16 protein-coding genes are annotated in these 15,511 nt (G+C 56.5%); 7 read left to right on the top strand and 9 right to left on the bottom strand.

The window, feature by feature from the left end:
* Positions 1 to 81 precede the first annotated feature (81 nt).
* Positions 82 to 1,119, top strand: a complete 1,038-nt coding sequence (gene pyrC / locus CFI10_RS05155; protein ID WP_206840255.1) for a dihydroorotase — start codon at positions 82 to 84, stop codon at positions 1,117 to 1,119.
* A 17-nt stretch (positions 1,120 to 1,136) separates the two neighbouring features.
* Here pyrC and CFI10_RS05150 read toward each other — a convergent pair whose 3' ends face one another.
* From CFI10_RS05150 to CFI10_RS05130, 5 genes are all read right to left on the bottom strand, one after another.
* Entirely contained in the window at positions 1,137 to 1,694 is a 558-nt protein-coding gene (locus tag CFI10_RS05150; protein WP_091825231.1) for a DUF3833 domain-containing protein, read from the bottom strand.
* A gap of 67 nt (positions 1,695 to 1,761) precedes the next feature.
* On the bottom strand, positions 1,762 to 3,066 hold the full coding sequence (locus tag CFI10_RS05145) for an MFS transporter (protein WP_206840254.1): 1,305 nt from the start codon (positions 3,064 to 3,066) through the stop codon (positions 1,762 to 1,764).
* A gap of 1 nt (position 3,067) precedes the next feature.
* Positions 3,068 to 4,315, bottom strand: a complete 1,248-nt coding sequence (locus CFI10_RS05140; RefSeq protein ID WP_206840253.1) for an SAM-dependent methyltransferase — start codon at positions 4,313 to 4,315, stop codon at positions 3,068 to 3,070.
* Positions 4,315 to 5,100 (bottom strand): DUF1365 domain-containing protein, encoded by a 786-nt coding sequence (locus tag CFI10_RS05135; RefSeq protein WP_206840244.1) that lies wholly within the window; start codon positions 5,098 to 5,100, stop codon positions 4,315 to 4,317. Before CFI10_RS05135 ends, CFI10_RS05140 begins: the two co-directional genes overlap by 1 nt.
* Positions 5,097 to 6,470 (bottom strand): NAD(P)/FAD-dependent oxidoreductase, encoded by a 1,374-nt coding sequence (locus CFI10_RS05130; RefSeq protein WP_206840242.1) that lies wholly within the window; start codon positions 6,468 to 6,470, stop codon positions 5,097 to 5,099. Before CFI10_RS05130 ends, CFI10_RS05135 begins: the two co-directional genes overlap by 4 nt.
* Before the next feature lie 153 nt (positions 6,471 to 6,623).
* Between CFI10_RS05130 and CFI10_RS05125 the strand changes: the two genes are divergently transcribed.
* Genes CFI10_RS05125 through phrB form a run of 4 tightly spaced genes read left to right on the top strand, consistent with a single transcriptional unit; the run spans position 6,624 to position 10,260 of the window.
* Positions 6,624 to 7,253: a sigma-70 family RNA polymerase sigma factor gene (locus CFI10_RS05125; RefSeq protein ID WP_206840233.1), complete on the top strand. Its 630-nt coding sequence runs from the start codon at positions 6,624 to 6,626 to the stop codon at positions 7,251 to 7,253.
* Positions 7,250 to 7,900 (top strand): ChrR family anti-sigma-E factor, encoded by a 651-nt coding sequence (locus tag CFI10_RS05120; RefSeq protein ID WP_206840231.1) that lies wholly within the window; start codon positions 7,250 to 7,252, stop codon positions 7,898 to 7,900. The genes CFI10_RS05125 and CFI10_RS05120 overlap by 4 nt, the downstream gene beginning before the upstream one ends.
* Before the next feature lie 17 nt (positions 7,901 to 7,917).
* The gene (locus tag CFI10_RS05115) at positions 7,918 to 8,880 is read left to right on the top strand and encodes a YbgA family protein (protein WP_206840229.1); all 963 of its coding nucleotides are present in this window, start codon (positions 7,918 to 7,920) and stop codon (positions 8,878 to 8,880) included.
* A complete protein-coding gene (phrB, locus tag CFI10_RS05110; protein ID WP_206840227.1) occupies positions 8,881 to 10,260 on the top strand; it encodes a deoxyribodipyrimidine photo-lyase in 1,380 nt (459 codons plus the stop codon).
* Here phrB and CFI10_RS05105 read toward each other — a convergent pair whose 3' ends face one another.
* The gene (locus tag CFI10_RS05105; protein ID WP_091825208.1) at positions 10,261 to 10,731 is read right to left on the bottom strand and encodes a Dps family protein; all 471 of its coding nucleotides are present in this window, start codon (positions 10,729 to 10,731) and stop codon (positions 10,261 to 10,263) included.
* A gap of 309 nt (positions 10,732 to 11,040) precedes the next feature.
* Between CFI10_RS05105 and ahpC the strand changes: the two genes are divergently transcribed.
* Both ahpC and ahpF read left to right on the top strand, forming a co-directional pair.
* Positions 11,041 to 11,598 carry an alkyl hydroperoxide reductase subunit C gene (gene ahpC, locus CFI10_RS05100; RefSeq protein ID WP_425270444.1) on the top strand — a complete coding sequence of 186 codons (558 nt, stop codon included), beginning with the start codon at positions 11,041 to 11,043 and terminating at the stop codon, positions 11,596 to 11,598.
* 125 nt (positions 11,599 to 11,723) lie between these two features.
* A complete protein-coding gene (gene ahpF / locus CFI10_RS05095; RefSeq protein ID WP_206840219.1) occupies positions 11,724 to 13,262 on the top strand; it encodes an alkyl hydroperoxide reductase subunit F in 1,539 nt (512 codons plus the stop codon).
* 52 nt (positions 13,263 to 13,314) lie between these two features.
* Here the strand turns inward: ahpF and CFI10_RS05090 are convergent, their stop codons facing one another.
* From CFI10_RS05090 to CFI10_RS05080, 3 genes are all read right to left on the bottom strand, one after another.
* Positions 13,315 to 13,881, bottom strand: coding sequence for a PH domain-containing protein (locus CFI10_RS05090; protein ID WP_206840217.1), 567 nt, complete (start codon positions 13,879 to 13,881; stop codon positions 13,315 to 13,317).
* Between the two features lie 124 nt (positions 13,882 to 14,005).
* A complete protein-coding gene (locus tag CFI10_RS05085) occupies positions 14,006 to 14,905 on the bottom strand; it encodes a SphA family protein (RefSeq protein WP_206840216.1) in 900 nt (299 codons plus the stop codon).
* 63 nt (positions 14,906 to 14,968) lie between these two features.
* The gene (locus CFI10_RS05080) at positions 14,969 to 15,511 is read right to left on the bottom strand and encodes a flavin reductase family protein (RefSeq protein ID WP_206840213.1); all 543 of its coding nucleotides are present in this window, start codon (positions 15,509 to 15,511) and stop codon (positions 14,969 to 14,971) included.

Below are 15,511 nucleotides of genomic sequence, written 5' to 3'. Positions count from 1 at the left end.
GCGCTGCAGCTCCACTTGCGGTGCGAAACAGGTACTCATTCCGGTATACTGACGCTTTTTCACCAGCCACCGGATAACCCCATGACTGAACGCCTGACAATTACCCGTCCCGATGACTGGCACCTGCATCTGCGTGATGGTGAGGTGCTGCAGCATGTTGTGCCCGCCACTGCTCGTCAGATGGGACGTGCCATTGTAATGCCCAATCTGCGTCCACCGGTAACCGATGCTGCGCAGGCACTGGCATACCGTGAACGCATTCTGGCTCAGGCCCCCGAGGGCAGCGGCTTCAATCCCTTGATGACCCTGTATCTGACTGACAACACAAGCCCGGAAATGATTGCCGAGGCCAAGGCCAGCGGACGAGTTGCCGCAGTCAAGCTCTACCCTGCCGGTGCCACAACCAACTCGGATTCAGGCGTGACAGATCTGGGCAAGCTGGACGATATCTGCGCTGCGCTGGCCGAAGCCGGCATGCCATTGCTGGTACATGGCGAAGTCACCCACAACCATGTGGATATCTTCGACCGTGAAAAGCAGTTTCTGGACGAGATCCTGACACCTTTGGCAGGTCGCCATCCGGCCATGAAACTGGTGGTTGAACATATCACCACCCGTGACGCTGCAGAATTTGTGAACGCCCACGGCGATAACGTGGGTGCGACCATTACCGTTCAACACTTGGCCTATAACCGCAACCATATGCTGGTAGGCGGTATCCGCCCTCACCTGTTTTGTCTGCCGATCCTTAAGCGCAACGTGCACCAACAGGCCCTTCAGGACGCGGTTGTCAGCGGCAGCCACAAGTTTTTCCTCGGCACCGACTCGGCACCTCACGCCAGGGGCGCCAAGGAAAACGCCTGCGGCTGCGCCGGCTGCTACAGCGCCTATGCAGCCATTGAGCTCTATGCCGAAATATTCGAAGACCTGGGCGTACTCGACAAGCTCGAAGGGTTTGCCAGCCACTACGGGGCAGACTTCTACGGTTTGCCACGCAACACTGACAGCATCACGCTTGTGAAACAGCCATGGCAGGCTCCCACCGAGATGCCGTTCGGCCAGGAGACCATCGTGCCACTGCGCGCCGGCGAAACCCTGCGCTGGAAACTGGAACGTTAAGTTTCAAACCCGAACACTCAGAGGGCGAAAGGTGCTTCCTTCAGTTGCTCGGAGCGCATGAAAAACAGGGTAACCACTCCGAGCTGAACGCCCCACTTGTTCACACCGGCCCGGTTAACGAGCACGTTGCCGGGCTGCAGATACATCCAGTCATCGAAACTGACCTTCCAGCTGCCATCACCCACTTTCAGTTCCATGCGATAGCGCCAGTTGAGGCGATTACCCTCACTGTAGCCCTGAGCCGTCCCGATAATATCCCCTGCACGGCCTTCGTACTCACCCTCGCCTTTGGGCACAATGGTCCAGACTCGGGTGTCGCGCTCACCATCGCTGTACAGAAACTTCTCGTCCAGCACCAGCCGCTGCCCATTCCAGTCACCATCAATCTCTACCTGAAACTGGCGTCTCAGGTTGCCAAAACGGTCTTCAAAAATGCCCCAAGCGTACACCTTGCCATCGAAGAACTCTTCGATCTTGAGGGTAGGTCCCTGCTGGCTTAATCGGTCAGTATTCATGGGTGAACATCCGGTTATCAAAACAGTGGTCAACACGAGCAGAAAAGCGAATATCCGCATGGCGGTCTCCTTTGTGTCGTACACCGATACGACATGTACTGGATTACGTGCAGTAATGATGTACAGATCATTTCGGCAATGACAGCTGAATGCGCTGCATCAGTCGTGCATGCAGTCGTGTTCTCAGCGGGTAGTGTCGCAATCGCCAGATAGCTATCAATTTCATCACACAGGGAATGCCGGCATACAAAATCGCCAACAGCACATCCGAGTATTCGGGTACAAATCCATCAGCCAGATTGAGCAGACCAAACCCGATCAGGGCGGCCAGTGCCAATGCCAGTTTGTTGGCGCCGTTCCAGCACGCAAACAGCAGCCCTCTGCGCTGACGCCGATACCGGAAACGGTCCCAGTCACAGACCTCGGCCTGTAGCGCATGGGGCAGCGCCAAATCGGCTCCCAGCGCCAGTCCTGTCAGGACACAAACCAGCATGAACCAGTACAGATCGCCGGCACCCAGCCAGCTTGCAGGCAGGAAGGCACAGATGGCAAACAGCATGGCACCGCGCCACAGGTCGGCCTTGTCGAACAGGCGACTGAGACCCAGCCACAGTGGCAACGACAGCACCGCTGCACCGAAATACACCAGAATCAGCAAGCCTCGGTCAGCCTCACTGCCCGCCAGAGTGCGCGTAACATAGAGCGGAAACAGCACCGCCGGTACGCCGTTGGCAATGCCGTTCCAGAACCAGCTTTGCAGCAGCATTCGAGCGGTACGATTGCGCCAGAGGCTTTTCCAGTCGGAACCGGAACGGTTCGACATCTCCTGCGCCGGCAACTCAAGACAATGCAAAAGACGCCACAGCGCCCAGGCACCGGGCAAGAGCGTAAAGCCGGCAATCAGCCAAAGGACCTGCTGTGTACTGAGCGCAAGCATTAAACCGGCCGCCGGCAGAACCGCCGACAGCAACAGACCGATCAAACCAAAGCCCTCACGCAGGCTGGCAGCGCGAGCCCGCTGGTACGACTCGGGGCTAAGAGCCGCCAGCCAGCTCAAGTAAGGCACCTGCACCAGAGTCCAGCCCAGATAGAGCAGTGTTGACCCCAGCAGCAGAGAAAGCACTGCATGGCCTGCAGGCGGCAGCACAAGCAGCGCCAGCCCCGGCAGACACAGAACCGCTCCAGCCAGTATGAACTGTCGATAGCGCACCGGCCTACCTCGATCCAGCCAATAGCCGATCAGCGGGTCAGTGATCAGATCGCTGGCCCGGGCCAGCATCAGAATGAGCCCGACCAGCCAAAGCGCCAGACCGCCCTGCTCCACATACCAGGTTGGCAAAAGAACATATAGACCAACCGTTGGAACCGCCAGCGGCAGTGCAGGCAACGCATAGGTAAACAGCTGTTGAGAGCCAAGCCTGGCAGCTTTCATATCAGTGGCTCAGCTGATAGAGGCCTACATCAATACTGCCGTGGCGAAAGCCTGCCTCGCAGTAGGCCAGATAATAGACCCACATGCGACGGAAGCGCTCATCAAACCCCTGCGCCTGAACCCTTGGCCATTGTTCGATAAAGCTGTGGTGCCATTCCCGCAGGGTACGGGCATAGCCCAGGGCAAAGGTATGCTCCTGCTGCAGCTGCAGCCCACCATCCGCAATTTCACGCCGCAGTCGTTGCGGGCCCGGCAGCATACCGCCCGGGAATATATAGGTCTGAATAAACTCGGCACTGTTGCGATAGCGCTCAAAGCGCTGATCTTCAATACTGATGATCTGCAGTACTGCCCGACCACCGGGTCTGAGGCAACGCTTGAGCTGGTTAAAGTAGACCGGCCAGTGCTCTTCACCCACCGCCTCGAACATTTCGATCGAGACAATATGATCGTAGGTTTCATCCACATCGCGATAATCGGTCAGGGTAAAGCGGCACTGCTCATTCAGCCCGGCCTTCTCGATCCGCTCACGGGCATAGATCAGCTGCTCGGTGGACAGGGTAATCCCGTGCACTTCGACGCCGTATTCTTGCGCCGCCAATTCGGCAAAACCACCCCAGCCGCAACCGATCTCAAGCACCCGCTGTCCGGGCTGCAGCTCTAGCATCTCGGCGATGCGCCGATATTTTGCAAGCTGTGCCCGGTACAGTGCTTCCTGCCCCTGCGCATCCACATCTTCATACAGGGCTGCGGAATAGGTCATGCTGCGATCCAGCCAAAGCCGATAGAAGTCGTTGCCCAGGTCATAGTGATAGGCAATATTGCGTCGACTGCCCTTGCGGGTATTGGCACGGCGCAGATGACGCAGGCGGTTGAACATGCGCAGCAACGGATTGCCTCGAATCAGGTTCTGCATCGCACTTTCATTACCCAGCGCCCAGCGCAGCAGCGACTCAAGATCCGGGCTGTCCCAGTCACCCTCCATGTACCCCTCGGCCCAGCCTATAGCGCCACCACGCAGTAGGCGTCGCAGGGCACGGTAATGATGCAGGCGGATTTCTGCACGCGGCTCACCTTCTCGGGCCTGACCAAACTGCAGCAGCTGACCCGACGGCAACTGTAGATCCAGAGTGCCGAACTCGATCCGAGGCAGATGATCCAGCAGCACCTGCAGGCACCAGCGATTGAGCCAGCCGGTGCGCGGCAGGGAGTTCTGTGTACTGAGACTGGGTGTAGGTGAATGCTTCATCAGTGTTGCTCCCCTGTCTGACTGACCAGTGTGGTGCGATGTGCCGGCGGTGTCGGACGCGGCTGCAAAGGAACTTTCTTGCGCCAAATCAGTAGCGCCTCCCAGTGAATGCCGGCAATCACCTTAAGCGTCATCAACGGGTGGCTGAAAAAGGTTCTCAGCAGAGCCTGATCACTCAGTTCGCGGCGCTGCCCGGTGAAGGTCGCGTGCAGTACGGCACTCTCGCTGTCGGTTTGACGTATGCATACCGCAATCCGGCTGCCGGGCGGCTGCATGCGAAAGTGATAGCGGGTTGCCATACTGATGAACGGAGACACGTAGAAATCCTTGTCACAGGACTGACGAATCTGATCCGACGCCGCATGGTCTACCGGGATCAGGTAATTGTGTTTCTGATTGAACGTGTTGCTCACCTCGTACAGGATCGCACGCAACTGGCCGGACTCGTCATGGCAGTAGAAGACGCTCAAGGGATTGAACACATAGCCCAGCAGTCGCGGGTAGCACAGCAGACGAATCGAGCCTTGACCGATATTGATGCCACTTGCACTCAGAATGGACCTGACCTGCTCAACCAGCGGTTGATCACTGCCATCACCGTGATCACGATCATGGAATGAGAACAGGTTGAAACGGTTACGGGAAAACCACTTGAGTGTGCGGCCAAGCTGATCCAGCTCATCCAGATCGATCAACATTGAGGTGACACGGTAAATGAAGCGGTGCTTTTTCGGCTTCATCCGGTGGTGCATCACCTGGCCGGCGTAGAGGCAGGACTGTGTCATGCCACGGCTCCATGCAACCAGACAACGCGTGGCTTTTCGGGCGCCTGCACATGAATGCGGCTGTTGGGATCATCCAGCGTCCAGGGGCGTTTTGTGCCACCGAGCTGCTCAGCTACAGCCAAACCGGACTGCAACCCATCCTCATGAAAGCCATAACCAAAGTAGGCGCCGCAAAACCAGGTGTTCTGCTTGCCCTGCAGTGACCACAACTCCTTCTGAGCTGCAATCGAATCCAAATTGAACACAGGATGGTCATACAGAAAACTGCGCAAAATCTTCCCTTCAGCAGGCTCCTCAACCGGATTCAGGGTCACGAACACTGGATGCTGTTGCGGCAGGTGCTGCAGGCGATTCATCCAGTAGGTGACCGATATTGCCCTTGGCAAACTGTCAGGGCTGTGACTGTCGGTAAGATAGTTCCAGCTGGCCCAGGCGGCCTCGCGCCGGGGCATCAGCGCGGCATCGGTATGCAGCAGTGCACGGTTGCGCTGGTAGGGAAAGCAACTCAACAGGCGTTTCTCATCCGGGCTGGGATCAGCCAGCAGCGCCAGTGCCTGATCGGCATGGCAGGCGAGCACTACATGATCAAAGGATTCACTCTCGCCATGCATGAATTCAACCACCGCCTGACCTCCACGGCGATGAATGCGGTGAATGCGGCTATTCAGGCGCACTCCACCCTTGAGTTCATCACAGACCCGCTGTACATACTCGCGACTTCCCCCGGCTACCGTACGCCACTGGGGTCGATCCTTGAGCTGTACCAGACCGTGATTCTGACAGAAACGAAGAAAGGTAACCGCAGGGTAGTCCAGCATCTGATCGGCAGGGGTAGACCAGATCGCCGCCCCCATGGGAATCAGGTGTTGATAAATAAAGGCTCGACCGTAGCCGCGGCTGTTCAACATTTCGCCAAGAGTCTGTGGCTGCACCTCCGGGTCATCGATCAGGCTCGGAGCCTCGCGATAGAAACGCATCAGGTCGGCCAGCATTTTCCAGTAGCCTGGGCGCAACAGATTGCGTTTCTGTGCGAACACCCCTGCCAGCCCGCAGCCACTGTACTCCAGCGCACCCGAGTTGATTGACACGCTAAATGACATGTCGGTCTTCATGCTGGGTACACCGAGAGTACGAAAAAACTCGACCAGGTTGGGGTAGTTGACTGGGTTATATACGATAAAGCCAGTATCGACCGCCAGGTCCCCTTCCTCAGTCGCGACAGTGACGGTATTGGAATGACCACCGGGGCGATCATCTTTCTCGAACAGAGTGACATCATGCTGCCGGTTGAGCAGCCAAGCCGCGGACAGCCCGGAGATCCCTGAGCCAATGACGGCAATCTTCAACGGTCTGATCACTTTAACGTTCATGCGTGGGGCCTTTTCAAAAAATGCATCTGTTGCCTCTTACGCGTCCCTGATATGGCTGGATCATCGACATTGTGAAGCCAATACTGTATCAACAACAGAAATATCAGTATCCAGCCTGATCCACCCAAGGCCACTCATTCGTATGGAGAGCAAATGCAGATAGACCAGCCTGAAGGAGGCGATGTGAACGCTGCCGCTGTTGATTCTGCCGCTCTCAGAGCGCGCGACTCAGAGGAGAGGAGAAAGCAGGTGCGTGATGACTGGAGTGCCTGTCTGACTGCACTGGCCGAGAGCCGGGACAAGTCTGAATTTGCTCGCCTGTTCTCCCACTTTGCCCCTCGGGTCAAATCCTACATCTTGCGTTTGGGGATGCCTGAAGCCAGTGCTGAAGAGATCACCCAGGAAGCAATGCTGCTGGTCTGGCGCAAGGCGCACCTGTTCAATCGAGCCAAGGCCAGTGCCAGTACCTGGATATTCACCCTGGCGCGAAACCAAAGCATCGACCGGATGCGGCGAGACAAAATGCCATTGTACGAGCTGCCTGAAGAGGAACCAGATCCTGATGAGCGTGACATGAACGAGCACGGGGTACTGGAAGATCGCATGCGGGCTGCAATCGAGACTCTGCCCGAAAATCAGGCTCAGGTGCTGCATTTATCCTATTACGAGGGCAAGAGCCATTCCGAGATCGCTGACCAGCTGGGTATACCGCTGGGCAGTGTGAAGTCACGATTGAGACTCGCATTCAGTAAGCTCAAGGCCCACTGGGGGGAAGAAGAGTGAAAATCAGCCATCATTTTGACGACGCAACCCTGATGGCGTACTCCGCTGGTACCTTGCCACAGGGCATGGCGCTTCTGGTTGCCTGTCATCTGCACTGGTGCCCGCACTGTCGTGAACGGATGCACGCCACCGATGCGGTTGGCGGAGCACTGCTGGAACAACTGCCACCAAGCCACCTGCAAGCTGATGCCTTTGAGCAACTGCTGGCACGGCTTGATGAGCCGGAACACGAACTCTGCACTTCGGTGCCGGAAGCCTACGCCAACCCGGAGCTGCCGGCACCTTTGGCACAACTGCTCGATAAGCCGCTGGATGAGTTGCCCTGGAAACGGATCGGATACGGTGTCAAGCAGCTGGACCTGCACCTGGATGGTCCCGGTGCCGCACGCCTGCTGCGTATTTCACCAGGGGTTTCGGTACCGCACCACACTCACGGCGGCAATGAACTGACGCTGATCCTGAAAGGCTCCTATAATGATGAGCTGGGGCGTTTCTGTCAGGGTGATGTGGCCGACCTTGATGGTGAAGTGAGCCACCAGCCACTGGTCGATACCGATGAAGAGTGTATCTGCCTGATCGCCACCGATGCCCCGCTCAAGTTCAGCGGACTGGTTGGGCGGCTGGTACAGCCCTTTATCGGTCTGTAAACAAACTTGGAGTGTTCATGTCGGATCAGACAGCAGGCAAAATTCCGGTCGGCATCAGTGCCTGCCTGACCGGTCAGAAAGTGCGCTACAACGGTGGTCACAAACAATCCCGCTACTGTCTGGATGTGTTGCAGGACTGTTTCGAGTTCAAGACCTTCTGCCCTGAAGTGGCGGCAGGTCTTGGCATCCCCCGTGAACCGATACGCCTGGTTGGCCTGCCCGATGAATTGCCTCGCGCATTGGGCACCAATGATCCGAGTCTGGATGCCACTGACGATCTGTTAGCGGTCGGCACTGAGTTTGCCCGTCAAAACAGAGACCTGCGCGGTTTTATTCTGATGAAAGGTTCCCCCAGCTGCGGTATGGAGCGGGTCAAGGTCTATCACCCCAACGGCATGCCAAATACCGCCGATCAGGGGTTGTTTGTGCGTGCGTTACGGCAGACCAATCCAGAGCTGCCTCTTGAAGAAGAGGCTCGGATGAACGATGCCGTGTTGCGAGAAAACTTTATTGCACGCGTATTCGCCTACGATGACTGGAAAACCAGTATCGAACCTGACCCTTCCTATCACGCCATCATTCAGTTCCACAGCCGGAAGAAGTATCTGCTCATGGCGCATCACTATGAAGGCTACCGTGAGCTGGGTCGTTATCTGGCCGATGCGCATCAGCAACCGCTGCCAGAAGTGATGCAGCATTACATCAGTCGCTTCATGCATCACATGAGTCACAAGGCCACACGCAAGACACACACCAATGTACTGATGCACATACTCGGTTATCTCAAGAAAGAGATAGACAGCGAGTGCAAGCAGGAGTTGCTGGATGCCATCGAGCAGTACCGTCAGGAGCATGTTCATCTGGTTGTGCCATTGGCCCTGCTCAAGCACTACGTCAAGCGCTTCGGCTCTGATTACATTCGCTCACAGACCTACCTGAACCCGCACCCGCACGAGCTGGGGCTTAGGAACTACATCTGAATGCAACTCGTATGGTTTCGCAACGACCTGCGCCTGCAGGACCACCCGGCACTGCATGCTGCCTGCAGCCGAGGTGAGCCGGTTACGGCACTGGTCTGCCTGACCCCACAACAGTGGGAAGCACACCATGAATCCTCGGCCCGTATTGCTTTCTGGCAAGATCGACTCAACTGGCTGCAGACCGAACTTGAAGCCCTTAACATTCCGCTGCTCCGGCTCTCGTTGCAGCGGTTCAGTGACTGCCCTGCAGCAATTCTTGAGCTGGCGCGTTCGCTGCAGGCAAGCCATCTGCATTTCAACTACGAATACCCGCTCAATGAGCAAAACCGTGACCGAACAGTGTGTGAAACGCTGCAGTCTGCCGGGATTGCCGCTTGGGGCTATCATGGCGACCTGATTCTGCCACCGGGCAGTGTACTGACCGGCAACGGAGGCCCATTCAAGGTATTCACCCCTTTCAGCCGTGCCTGGCGACGTCATCTGCTGCAGGTCGACCATGCCCCCCTGCCCACCCCCACAGCCGTTCCTGTGTCAGATCAAACCTCAACAACCGCACACGCTCGGGCCGACTCCGATGCCTATGACCGCTTGCGCTGGCCCGTTGATCAAGCGGCTCTGTTGGAACAGTTGCAAGGTTTTGTGGAATCGCAGGAGCCCTGTTACGCCGAAAAACGCGACTTCCCCGCCATCAAGGGAACATCAAGCCTGTCCCCCGCACTGACAATCGGAGCACTGTCCGCTCGCCAGTGTCTGGCGGCGCTGCAACAGGCACGAGGCGATGACAGCTGGCTGGAAAGCACTTGGCTGAATGAGTTGATCTGGCGCGAATTCTACCGCCACCTGCTGGTGGCTTTCCCTGGCCAAAGTCGACTTGAGCCGTTTCGACCCGAAGTGGAAACACGCATCAGCTGGCTTGAAAACGAGAAGGCCTTCGAGGCTTGGAAGGCAGGGGAAACCGGATATCCCATTGTTGACGCTGCCATGAAACAGTTACTGGCCACCGGGTGGATGCACAATCGCTTGCGCATGATTGTTGCCAGCTTCCTGACCAAGCTGCTCCGTATCGACTGGCGCCGGGGTGAAGCGTTCTTCATGTCAAAGCTGATTGATGGGGATTTCGCTTCCAATTTGGGGGGGTGGGCCTGGAGTGCGTCAGTCGGGGCAGATGCCGCACCCTACTTCCGCATTTTCAATCCACAACTGCAGAGCGAGAAGTTTGATCCCAAAGGGGAGTTTATTGCACATTGGCTGCCGCAGCTGGGCAAATTGCCGACCAAGGAGCGACACAAGCCCGGAGCGGGACAACATCTGGGTCGCCCTGCTCCGGTCGTAGACTACAAGCGCGCCCGTCAGGCCGCGCTTGATGATTACAACGGATGATCAGCCCATCCAGGCGCTGAACATCCACACTGTCTTCTCCTGCTGAGTGATGTAGTCACTCATCAGGGTAGCAGTTCCTTCGTCCTGAGCGTCCTGAGCCAGCTCCATGACTTCACGCTGCATGCTGATCAGCTGCTTGTAACCCTGCAACAGGCCCTGCACACAAAGCTTGCCTTCGGTTACATTCTTGGCTTCCTTGACTTCGCTGTTTTCCAGGTAGTCGCTGAACGCATGCATCGGTCGATGACCCAGTGTCAGAACACGTTCGGCGATCTCGTCCACTTTCAGCAGCAGGTCGTTGTACTGCTCCTCAAACTTGACGTGCAGTTCGAAAAATTCGGGGCCACGCACATTCCAGTGGTACCCACGTACATTCATGTAGAAGATTTGGTAGTTGGCCAGCAGTGTGTTGAGTCTTTCAGCCAGCTGCTTCGATTTGTCGCTGTCCAGTCCAATACGGTTGGTTTGCATGTTCGCCTCCTTACTTGGCTTGGCGTAAAAAATCGTTCCATACATCATTCTTCAGGGCAGTCTGGTCGGGTTTCAACCCCTTGGGCAAGATTCTTTTCTCATGCTCAAGGGCGAAATCCGGCAGTTATTGCCATTTCATGGAATCAGCATAAACTGATGTGAGCTGTTTTGCAGCACAGTTGCTGATAGATAAAATTTATCAACCAATTAGCGGCTATCAATTTCATTAGACTGCAATTCTGCTCTAGTATTGTCTTCGACTTCAAAACGATCCACTCAATCGAGCCAAGGAGAAATACACACATGGGTATCGTCAATACCGAAATCAAACCGTTCAAGGCAACTGCATTCAAAGCGGGTGAGTTCGTTGAAATCACCGAAGCTGATGTTAAAGGCAAGTGGGCCGTATTCTTCTTCTACCCGGCTGACTTCACTTTCGTTTGCCCGACTGAGCTGGGTGACGTAGCTGATAAATACGAAGAACTGCAGAAGCTGGGCGTGGAAGTGTTCTCTGTCTCTACTGACACTCACTTTACTCACAAAGCTTGGCACGACACGTCTGAAACCATCGGCAAGATCCAGTACTACATGGTTGGCGACCAGACCGGCACCATCACCAACAACTTTGGTGTAATGCGTGAAGGCATGGGTCTGGCTGACCGTGCTACCTTCCTGATCGACCCGCAGGGTGTGATCCAGGCTGTTGAAATCACTGCCGAAGGCATCGGCCGTGACGCTGACGACCTGCTGCGCAAGGTTAAAGCCGCTCAGTACGTAGCTTCTCACCCGGGTGAAGTATGCCCGGCGAAGTGGAAAGAAGGCGAAGCCACTCTGGCACCGTCTCTGGACCTGGTTGGCAAAATCTAAGATCAGCCTGCTGTCCCCCCGCCGGTTTGCACTGACCGGCGGGTCTTCCTCTCCCCCCGCTTTGCAAAATCCTTTTCGTTATACATGCTTATCTGACACGACCTCACAAACACAGGGATACGTATATGTTGGATGCCAATCTGAAACAGCAATTGAACACCTACCTGCAAAATATTGTGGCCCCGATTGAGCTGAGCGTGTCGAGTAATGACAGCCCCAAATCACGAGAACTCAGCGACCTGGCACAGGAAATCGCTGAGCTTAATGAAAAAATCACCCTCAGACAGGTTGAGGGCGCACGCGCTCCCAGTCTCGCCGTCGGTCCTGCCGGTCAGACACCGCGGGTCAACTTCGCCGGCATCCCCATGGGCCACGAGTTCACCTCGCTGGTACTCGCGCTGCTGCAGGCCGGCGGTCATCCGTCCAAGGCCGATGCCGCACTGCAGGAACAGATCCGCAACCTGAAGGGCGAATTCCACTTCGAGACCTACATCTCGCTGTCATGCCAGAACTGCCCGGACGTGGTACAGGCACTGAACCTGATGGCGGTGCTGAACCCGAACATTACCCACACCATGATCGACGGTGCCTTGTTCCAGAAAGAAGTTGAAGAACGTCAGATCATGGCCGTTCCGTCCGTCTATCTGAACGGCGAACACTTTGGTCAGGGCCGCATGACGCTGGCCGAGATTGTCAACAAGCTGGATACTGGCGCCGCCGAGAAGAAAGCGGCTGAGCTGAACGAGCGCGAGCCTTACGAAGTGTTGATCGTCGGCGGTGGCCCGGCCGGTGCCTCTGCCGCGATCTACGCCGCACGCAAGGGCATCCGCACCGGTGTGGTCGCCGAGCGCTTCGGTGGCCAGGTAATGGATACCGTCGGTATCGAGAACTTCATCTCCGTGCCTTACACCGAAGGCCCGAAACTGGTCGCCAGCCTTGAGCAGCACGTCAAGGAATATGAAGTCGAGGTGATCACCGAGCAGTCCGCCGCCAAATTGCGCAAGGGCGAGCTGATCGAGGTGGAACTGGCCAGCGGTGCGACCCTGAAAAGCCGTAGCGTGATTCTGGCTACCGGTGCTCGCTGGCGTGAAATGAACGTGCCGGGCGAACAGGAGTACCGCGGCAAGGGCGTGGCCTACTGCCCGCACTGCGACGGACCGCTGTTCAAGGGCAAGAGTGTCGCGGTGATCGGTGGCGGCAACTCCGGCATCGAGGCGGCGATTGATCTGGCCGGCATCGTTAAGGACGTAACCGTACTGGAATTCTCCGACACCCTGCGCGCCGACAGTGTGCTGGTGAAGAAGGCAGAGTCTCTGCCCAACATCAAGATTATCAAGCAGGCGATGACCACCGAGGTTCTGGGTGACGGCAACAAGGTGATCGGCCTGAAATACAAGGACCGCAAGACCGATGAGTCTCATGTGGTGGATGTGGCCGGTATATTCGTCCAGATCGGTCTGGTGCCGAACAGCGAGTGGCTGAAAAACAGCCTGGAGCTGACCGAGCGCGGCGAGATCGTCATCGACAGCCACGGCGCCACCTCCATGCCGGGTGTGTTCGCGGCCGGTGATGTAACCGCGACACCGTACAAGCAGATCATCATCGCCATGGGGTCAGGCTCGACGGCCGCCCTCGGCGCCTTCGATTATCTGATCCGCCATTGATCAGATTCGGGTGGTGACCCCTGTCACCACCCACGCGGAAGGCTGCCCTTCTTCACTCCTGAGACTGTTTGCTTCTGCGCGCCAGCACGATACGGTCTATTTTTTCCCGCACCTCATCCGGCGAGCGCACAAAGGTAAATTTCAATTGGTTGTTGCCCCTGCCTGAGATGATCAGATCAGCATGCCCCAACAGCCGGCCCATTGGGCTTTGATGCAGCGACACACCATCCACACTGAGCAGGTACAGTTCATCAGTCGCCCGACCGATCAAGCCACGACGGCTCAAGATCCTCAGGCTGGTTACTGAGTAACGCCGACTGGCTTCACGTATCACCTGACGCAATGCCCCTGCACCCACCAACAGTGCCAGCAGACCAAATACTGCTGCTATCCAACTGGCCGGAATGCCCGCGCCTTCCCACAGAAAACGGGTGGCCAGAGCCCGGTACTGCTCGACCAGCCACCAGCTGTCCCAGAATGGCACCCTTTCCTGTGCCTTGAACATTCCCCACAGGAGGAGCAGCGCAATTGTAAGATCCAGCATCCCCCGCAGCAGAGCCAACGGGGAGCGACGAATATTAAGCAGTGATTTTTCATTGGGGAGCATAGGGCCATCCATTCCAGCATCCTTGTTCAGTGCGCATTGTAACCGAGATTTTATCAATATCGATCTGCAACCGGATGACAACGGAAGAATGGCATCTGAAAAGTGCCGACCCTGAGATCAGGACCGGCAAGACCGATCAGAAGGGGATGATGGTCTTGATCCAGAAGGCATCACCTTCAGGACGGTTCTCAACGGCAAATTCTTTCTGGTACTTCAATGACAGGAAGAAACCCTGACCGTTGTCATACTTGATAGATGGACCAATGGCGAAAGCCTGCCCCTCATTGCCGATGTTGACTCCGTTCACCTTGTCCGGCGTGGTCTGTTTATAACCATAGCCACCCACACCCACGACCCAATTGGGACTGACGCCGTAGCCAAGCGAGTAATCAAAATGTAGCTCCTGACCTGACTTGTAGTCAGTATCGTCGTTTTCGAAGTTGTAGTCATACATCAGCTTGATGTCGGCATTCCAACCCCTGGGGTTGACCCAGGATGCCGCATACGCTGCCTGTATACCCCAGTAATTGCGACCAATGTTGGCCATTTCACCGGCATCGTATTCGCCTGTCGGGACGAAGATATCCATACCGACCACAGAGTGAAAGTTGGGGCTGTGATGATACGCCAGAGCAAACGCGGTCAGGTCGAGGTCGCCAATACCCTGGTTACTGTCAGCCATACCATTTACCGAGACATCCAGATCCACCAGCGGCAGCAGGGCTGCATGGAACAGCTGACCACCCAGAATGGTCTTGTCAGTGACCCAAACCAGACGTGGCGCTACCACATTGGCACGCAAGCGGAAGTCGATCGGCAAGCTATCGCCGGAATCATCCATCAAATCGTCAGCAGCATAGCGATTGGCATAGATCAGTGGGTATACGCCAGGCGGAGGCAAGGCCCCCATCAGATAGTTCTCGGCCCCCATCGGATAGTTGGAGCCGCCGCCCTCTGTTGCCCGAGCCTCTACCGTCAACATCAATGCCAGCGCAATCGCGGCAGTCAACCCCTGTTTACTTGATACATTCATCATGCACGGAATCCTGTGTTGTTATTGTTATCAAGGCGCCGCGCACAGATGGCGGCACCCCTGGTGTCAATTTGCCAGCTGTACGAAGGCCCCCCTGTAAAACAGCAAGGGCTCGCTCGGCAAGGTCGTCAGGGCCTCAACACGCCCAACAATCAACAGGTGATCCCCCAGCACGCGCGTAAACTCCACCGTACATTCCAACTGCGCCTGAGCACCGTCAAGCAACGGCACTCGATGACGGTTAAGCCGGTATTCCACGTCCCGGAACTTGTCTTCAACCGGTCGTGCAAACTGCAATGCAAGCGCTTCCTGTTCTCGCTGCAGAACATTAACTGCAAATGGCCGCCCCTCTTCAAAGGCTCCGCAGTTTGGCGACCGCAGCGCCAGACTCCAAAGCACCAGCGGCGGCTCAAGAGACAGTGAAGAGAAAGAGTTCGCCGTTATCCCGATCGGCTGACCATCGCTTCCCGGGGCCGTTACCACTGTTACCCCGGTTGCAAACAGCCCAAGCGCATCACGCAGTGTTCGCGGATCGATTGAAGGTGCGAGCGTAGCGGCGGCGGGCGCGCTCACTTCGATGGCCGCATTGGCAGTGTTCATTGTTGTCAT

The sequence above is a fragment of the Marinobacterium iners genome, from assembly GCF_017310015.1.
GTDB lineage: Bacteria > Pseudomonadota > Gammaproteobacteria > Pseudomonadales > Balneatricaceae > Marinobacterium > Marinobacterium iners.
This window is presented reverse-complemented; position numbering and strand designations above follow the sequence as displayed.

Bases quoted from the DNA above. Each gene is read 5' to 3' on its own strand.
- pyrC (WP_206840255.1), top strand. From the start codon at position 82: ATGACTGAACGCCTGACAATTACCCGTCCCGATGACTGGCACCTGCAT.
- CFI10_RS05150 (WP_091825231.1), bottom strand. From the start codon at position 1,694: ATGCGGATATTCGCTTTTCTGCTCGTGTTGACCACTGTTTTGATAACC.
- CFI10_RS05145 (WP_206840254.1), bottom strand. From the start codon at position 3,066: ATGAAAGCTGCCAGGCTTGGCTCTCAACAGCTGTTTACCTATGCGTTG.
- CFI10_RS05140 (WP_206840253.1), bottom strand. From the start codon at position 4,315: ATGAAGCATTCACCTACACCCAGTCTCAGTACACAGAACTCCCTGCCG.
- CFI10_RS05135 (WP_206840244.1), bottom strand. From the start codon at position 5,100: ATGACACAGTCCTGCCTCTACGCCGGCCAGGTGATGCACCACCGGATG.
- CFI10_RS05130 (WP_206840242.1), bottom strand. From the start codon at position 6,470: ATGAACGTTAAAGTGATCAGACCGTTGAAGATTGCCGTCATTGGCTCA.
- CFI10_RS05125 (WP_206840233.1), top strand. From the start codon at position 6,624: ATGCAGATAGACCAGCCTGAAGGAGGCGATGTGAACGCTGCCGCTGTT.
- CFI10_RS05115 (WP_206840229.1), top strand. From the start codon at position 7,918: ATGTCGGATCAGACAGCAGGCAAAATTCCGGTCGGCATCAGTGCCTGC.
- phrB (WP_206840227.1), top strand. From the start codon at position 8,881: ATGCAACTCGTATGGTTTCGCAACGACCTGCGCCTGCAGGACCACCCG.
- CFI10_RS05105 (WP_091825208.1), bottom strand. From the start codon at position 10,731: ATGCAAACCAACCGTATTGGACTGGACAGCGACAAATCGAAGCAGCTG.
- ahpF (WP_206840219.1), top strand. From the start codon at position 11,724: ATGTTGGATGCCAATCTGAAACAGCAATTGAACACCTACCTGCAAAAT.
- CFI10_RS05090 (WP_206840217.1), bottom strand. From the start codon at position 13,881: ATGGATGGCCCTATGCTCCCCAATGAAAAATCACTGCTTAATATTCGT.
- CFI10_RS05085 (WP_206840216.1), bottom strand. From the start codon at position 14,905: ATGATGAATGTATCAAGTAAACAGGGGTTGACTGCCGCGATTGCGCTG.
- CFI10_RS05080 (WP_206840213.1), bottom strand. From the start codon at position 15,511: ATGACAACAATGAACACTGCCAATGCGGCCATCGAAGTGAGCGCGCCC.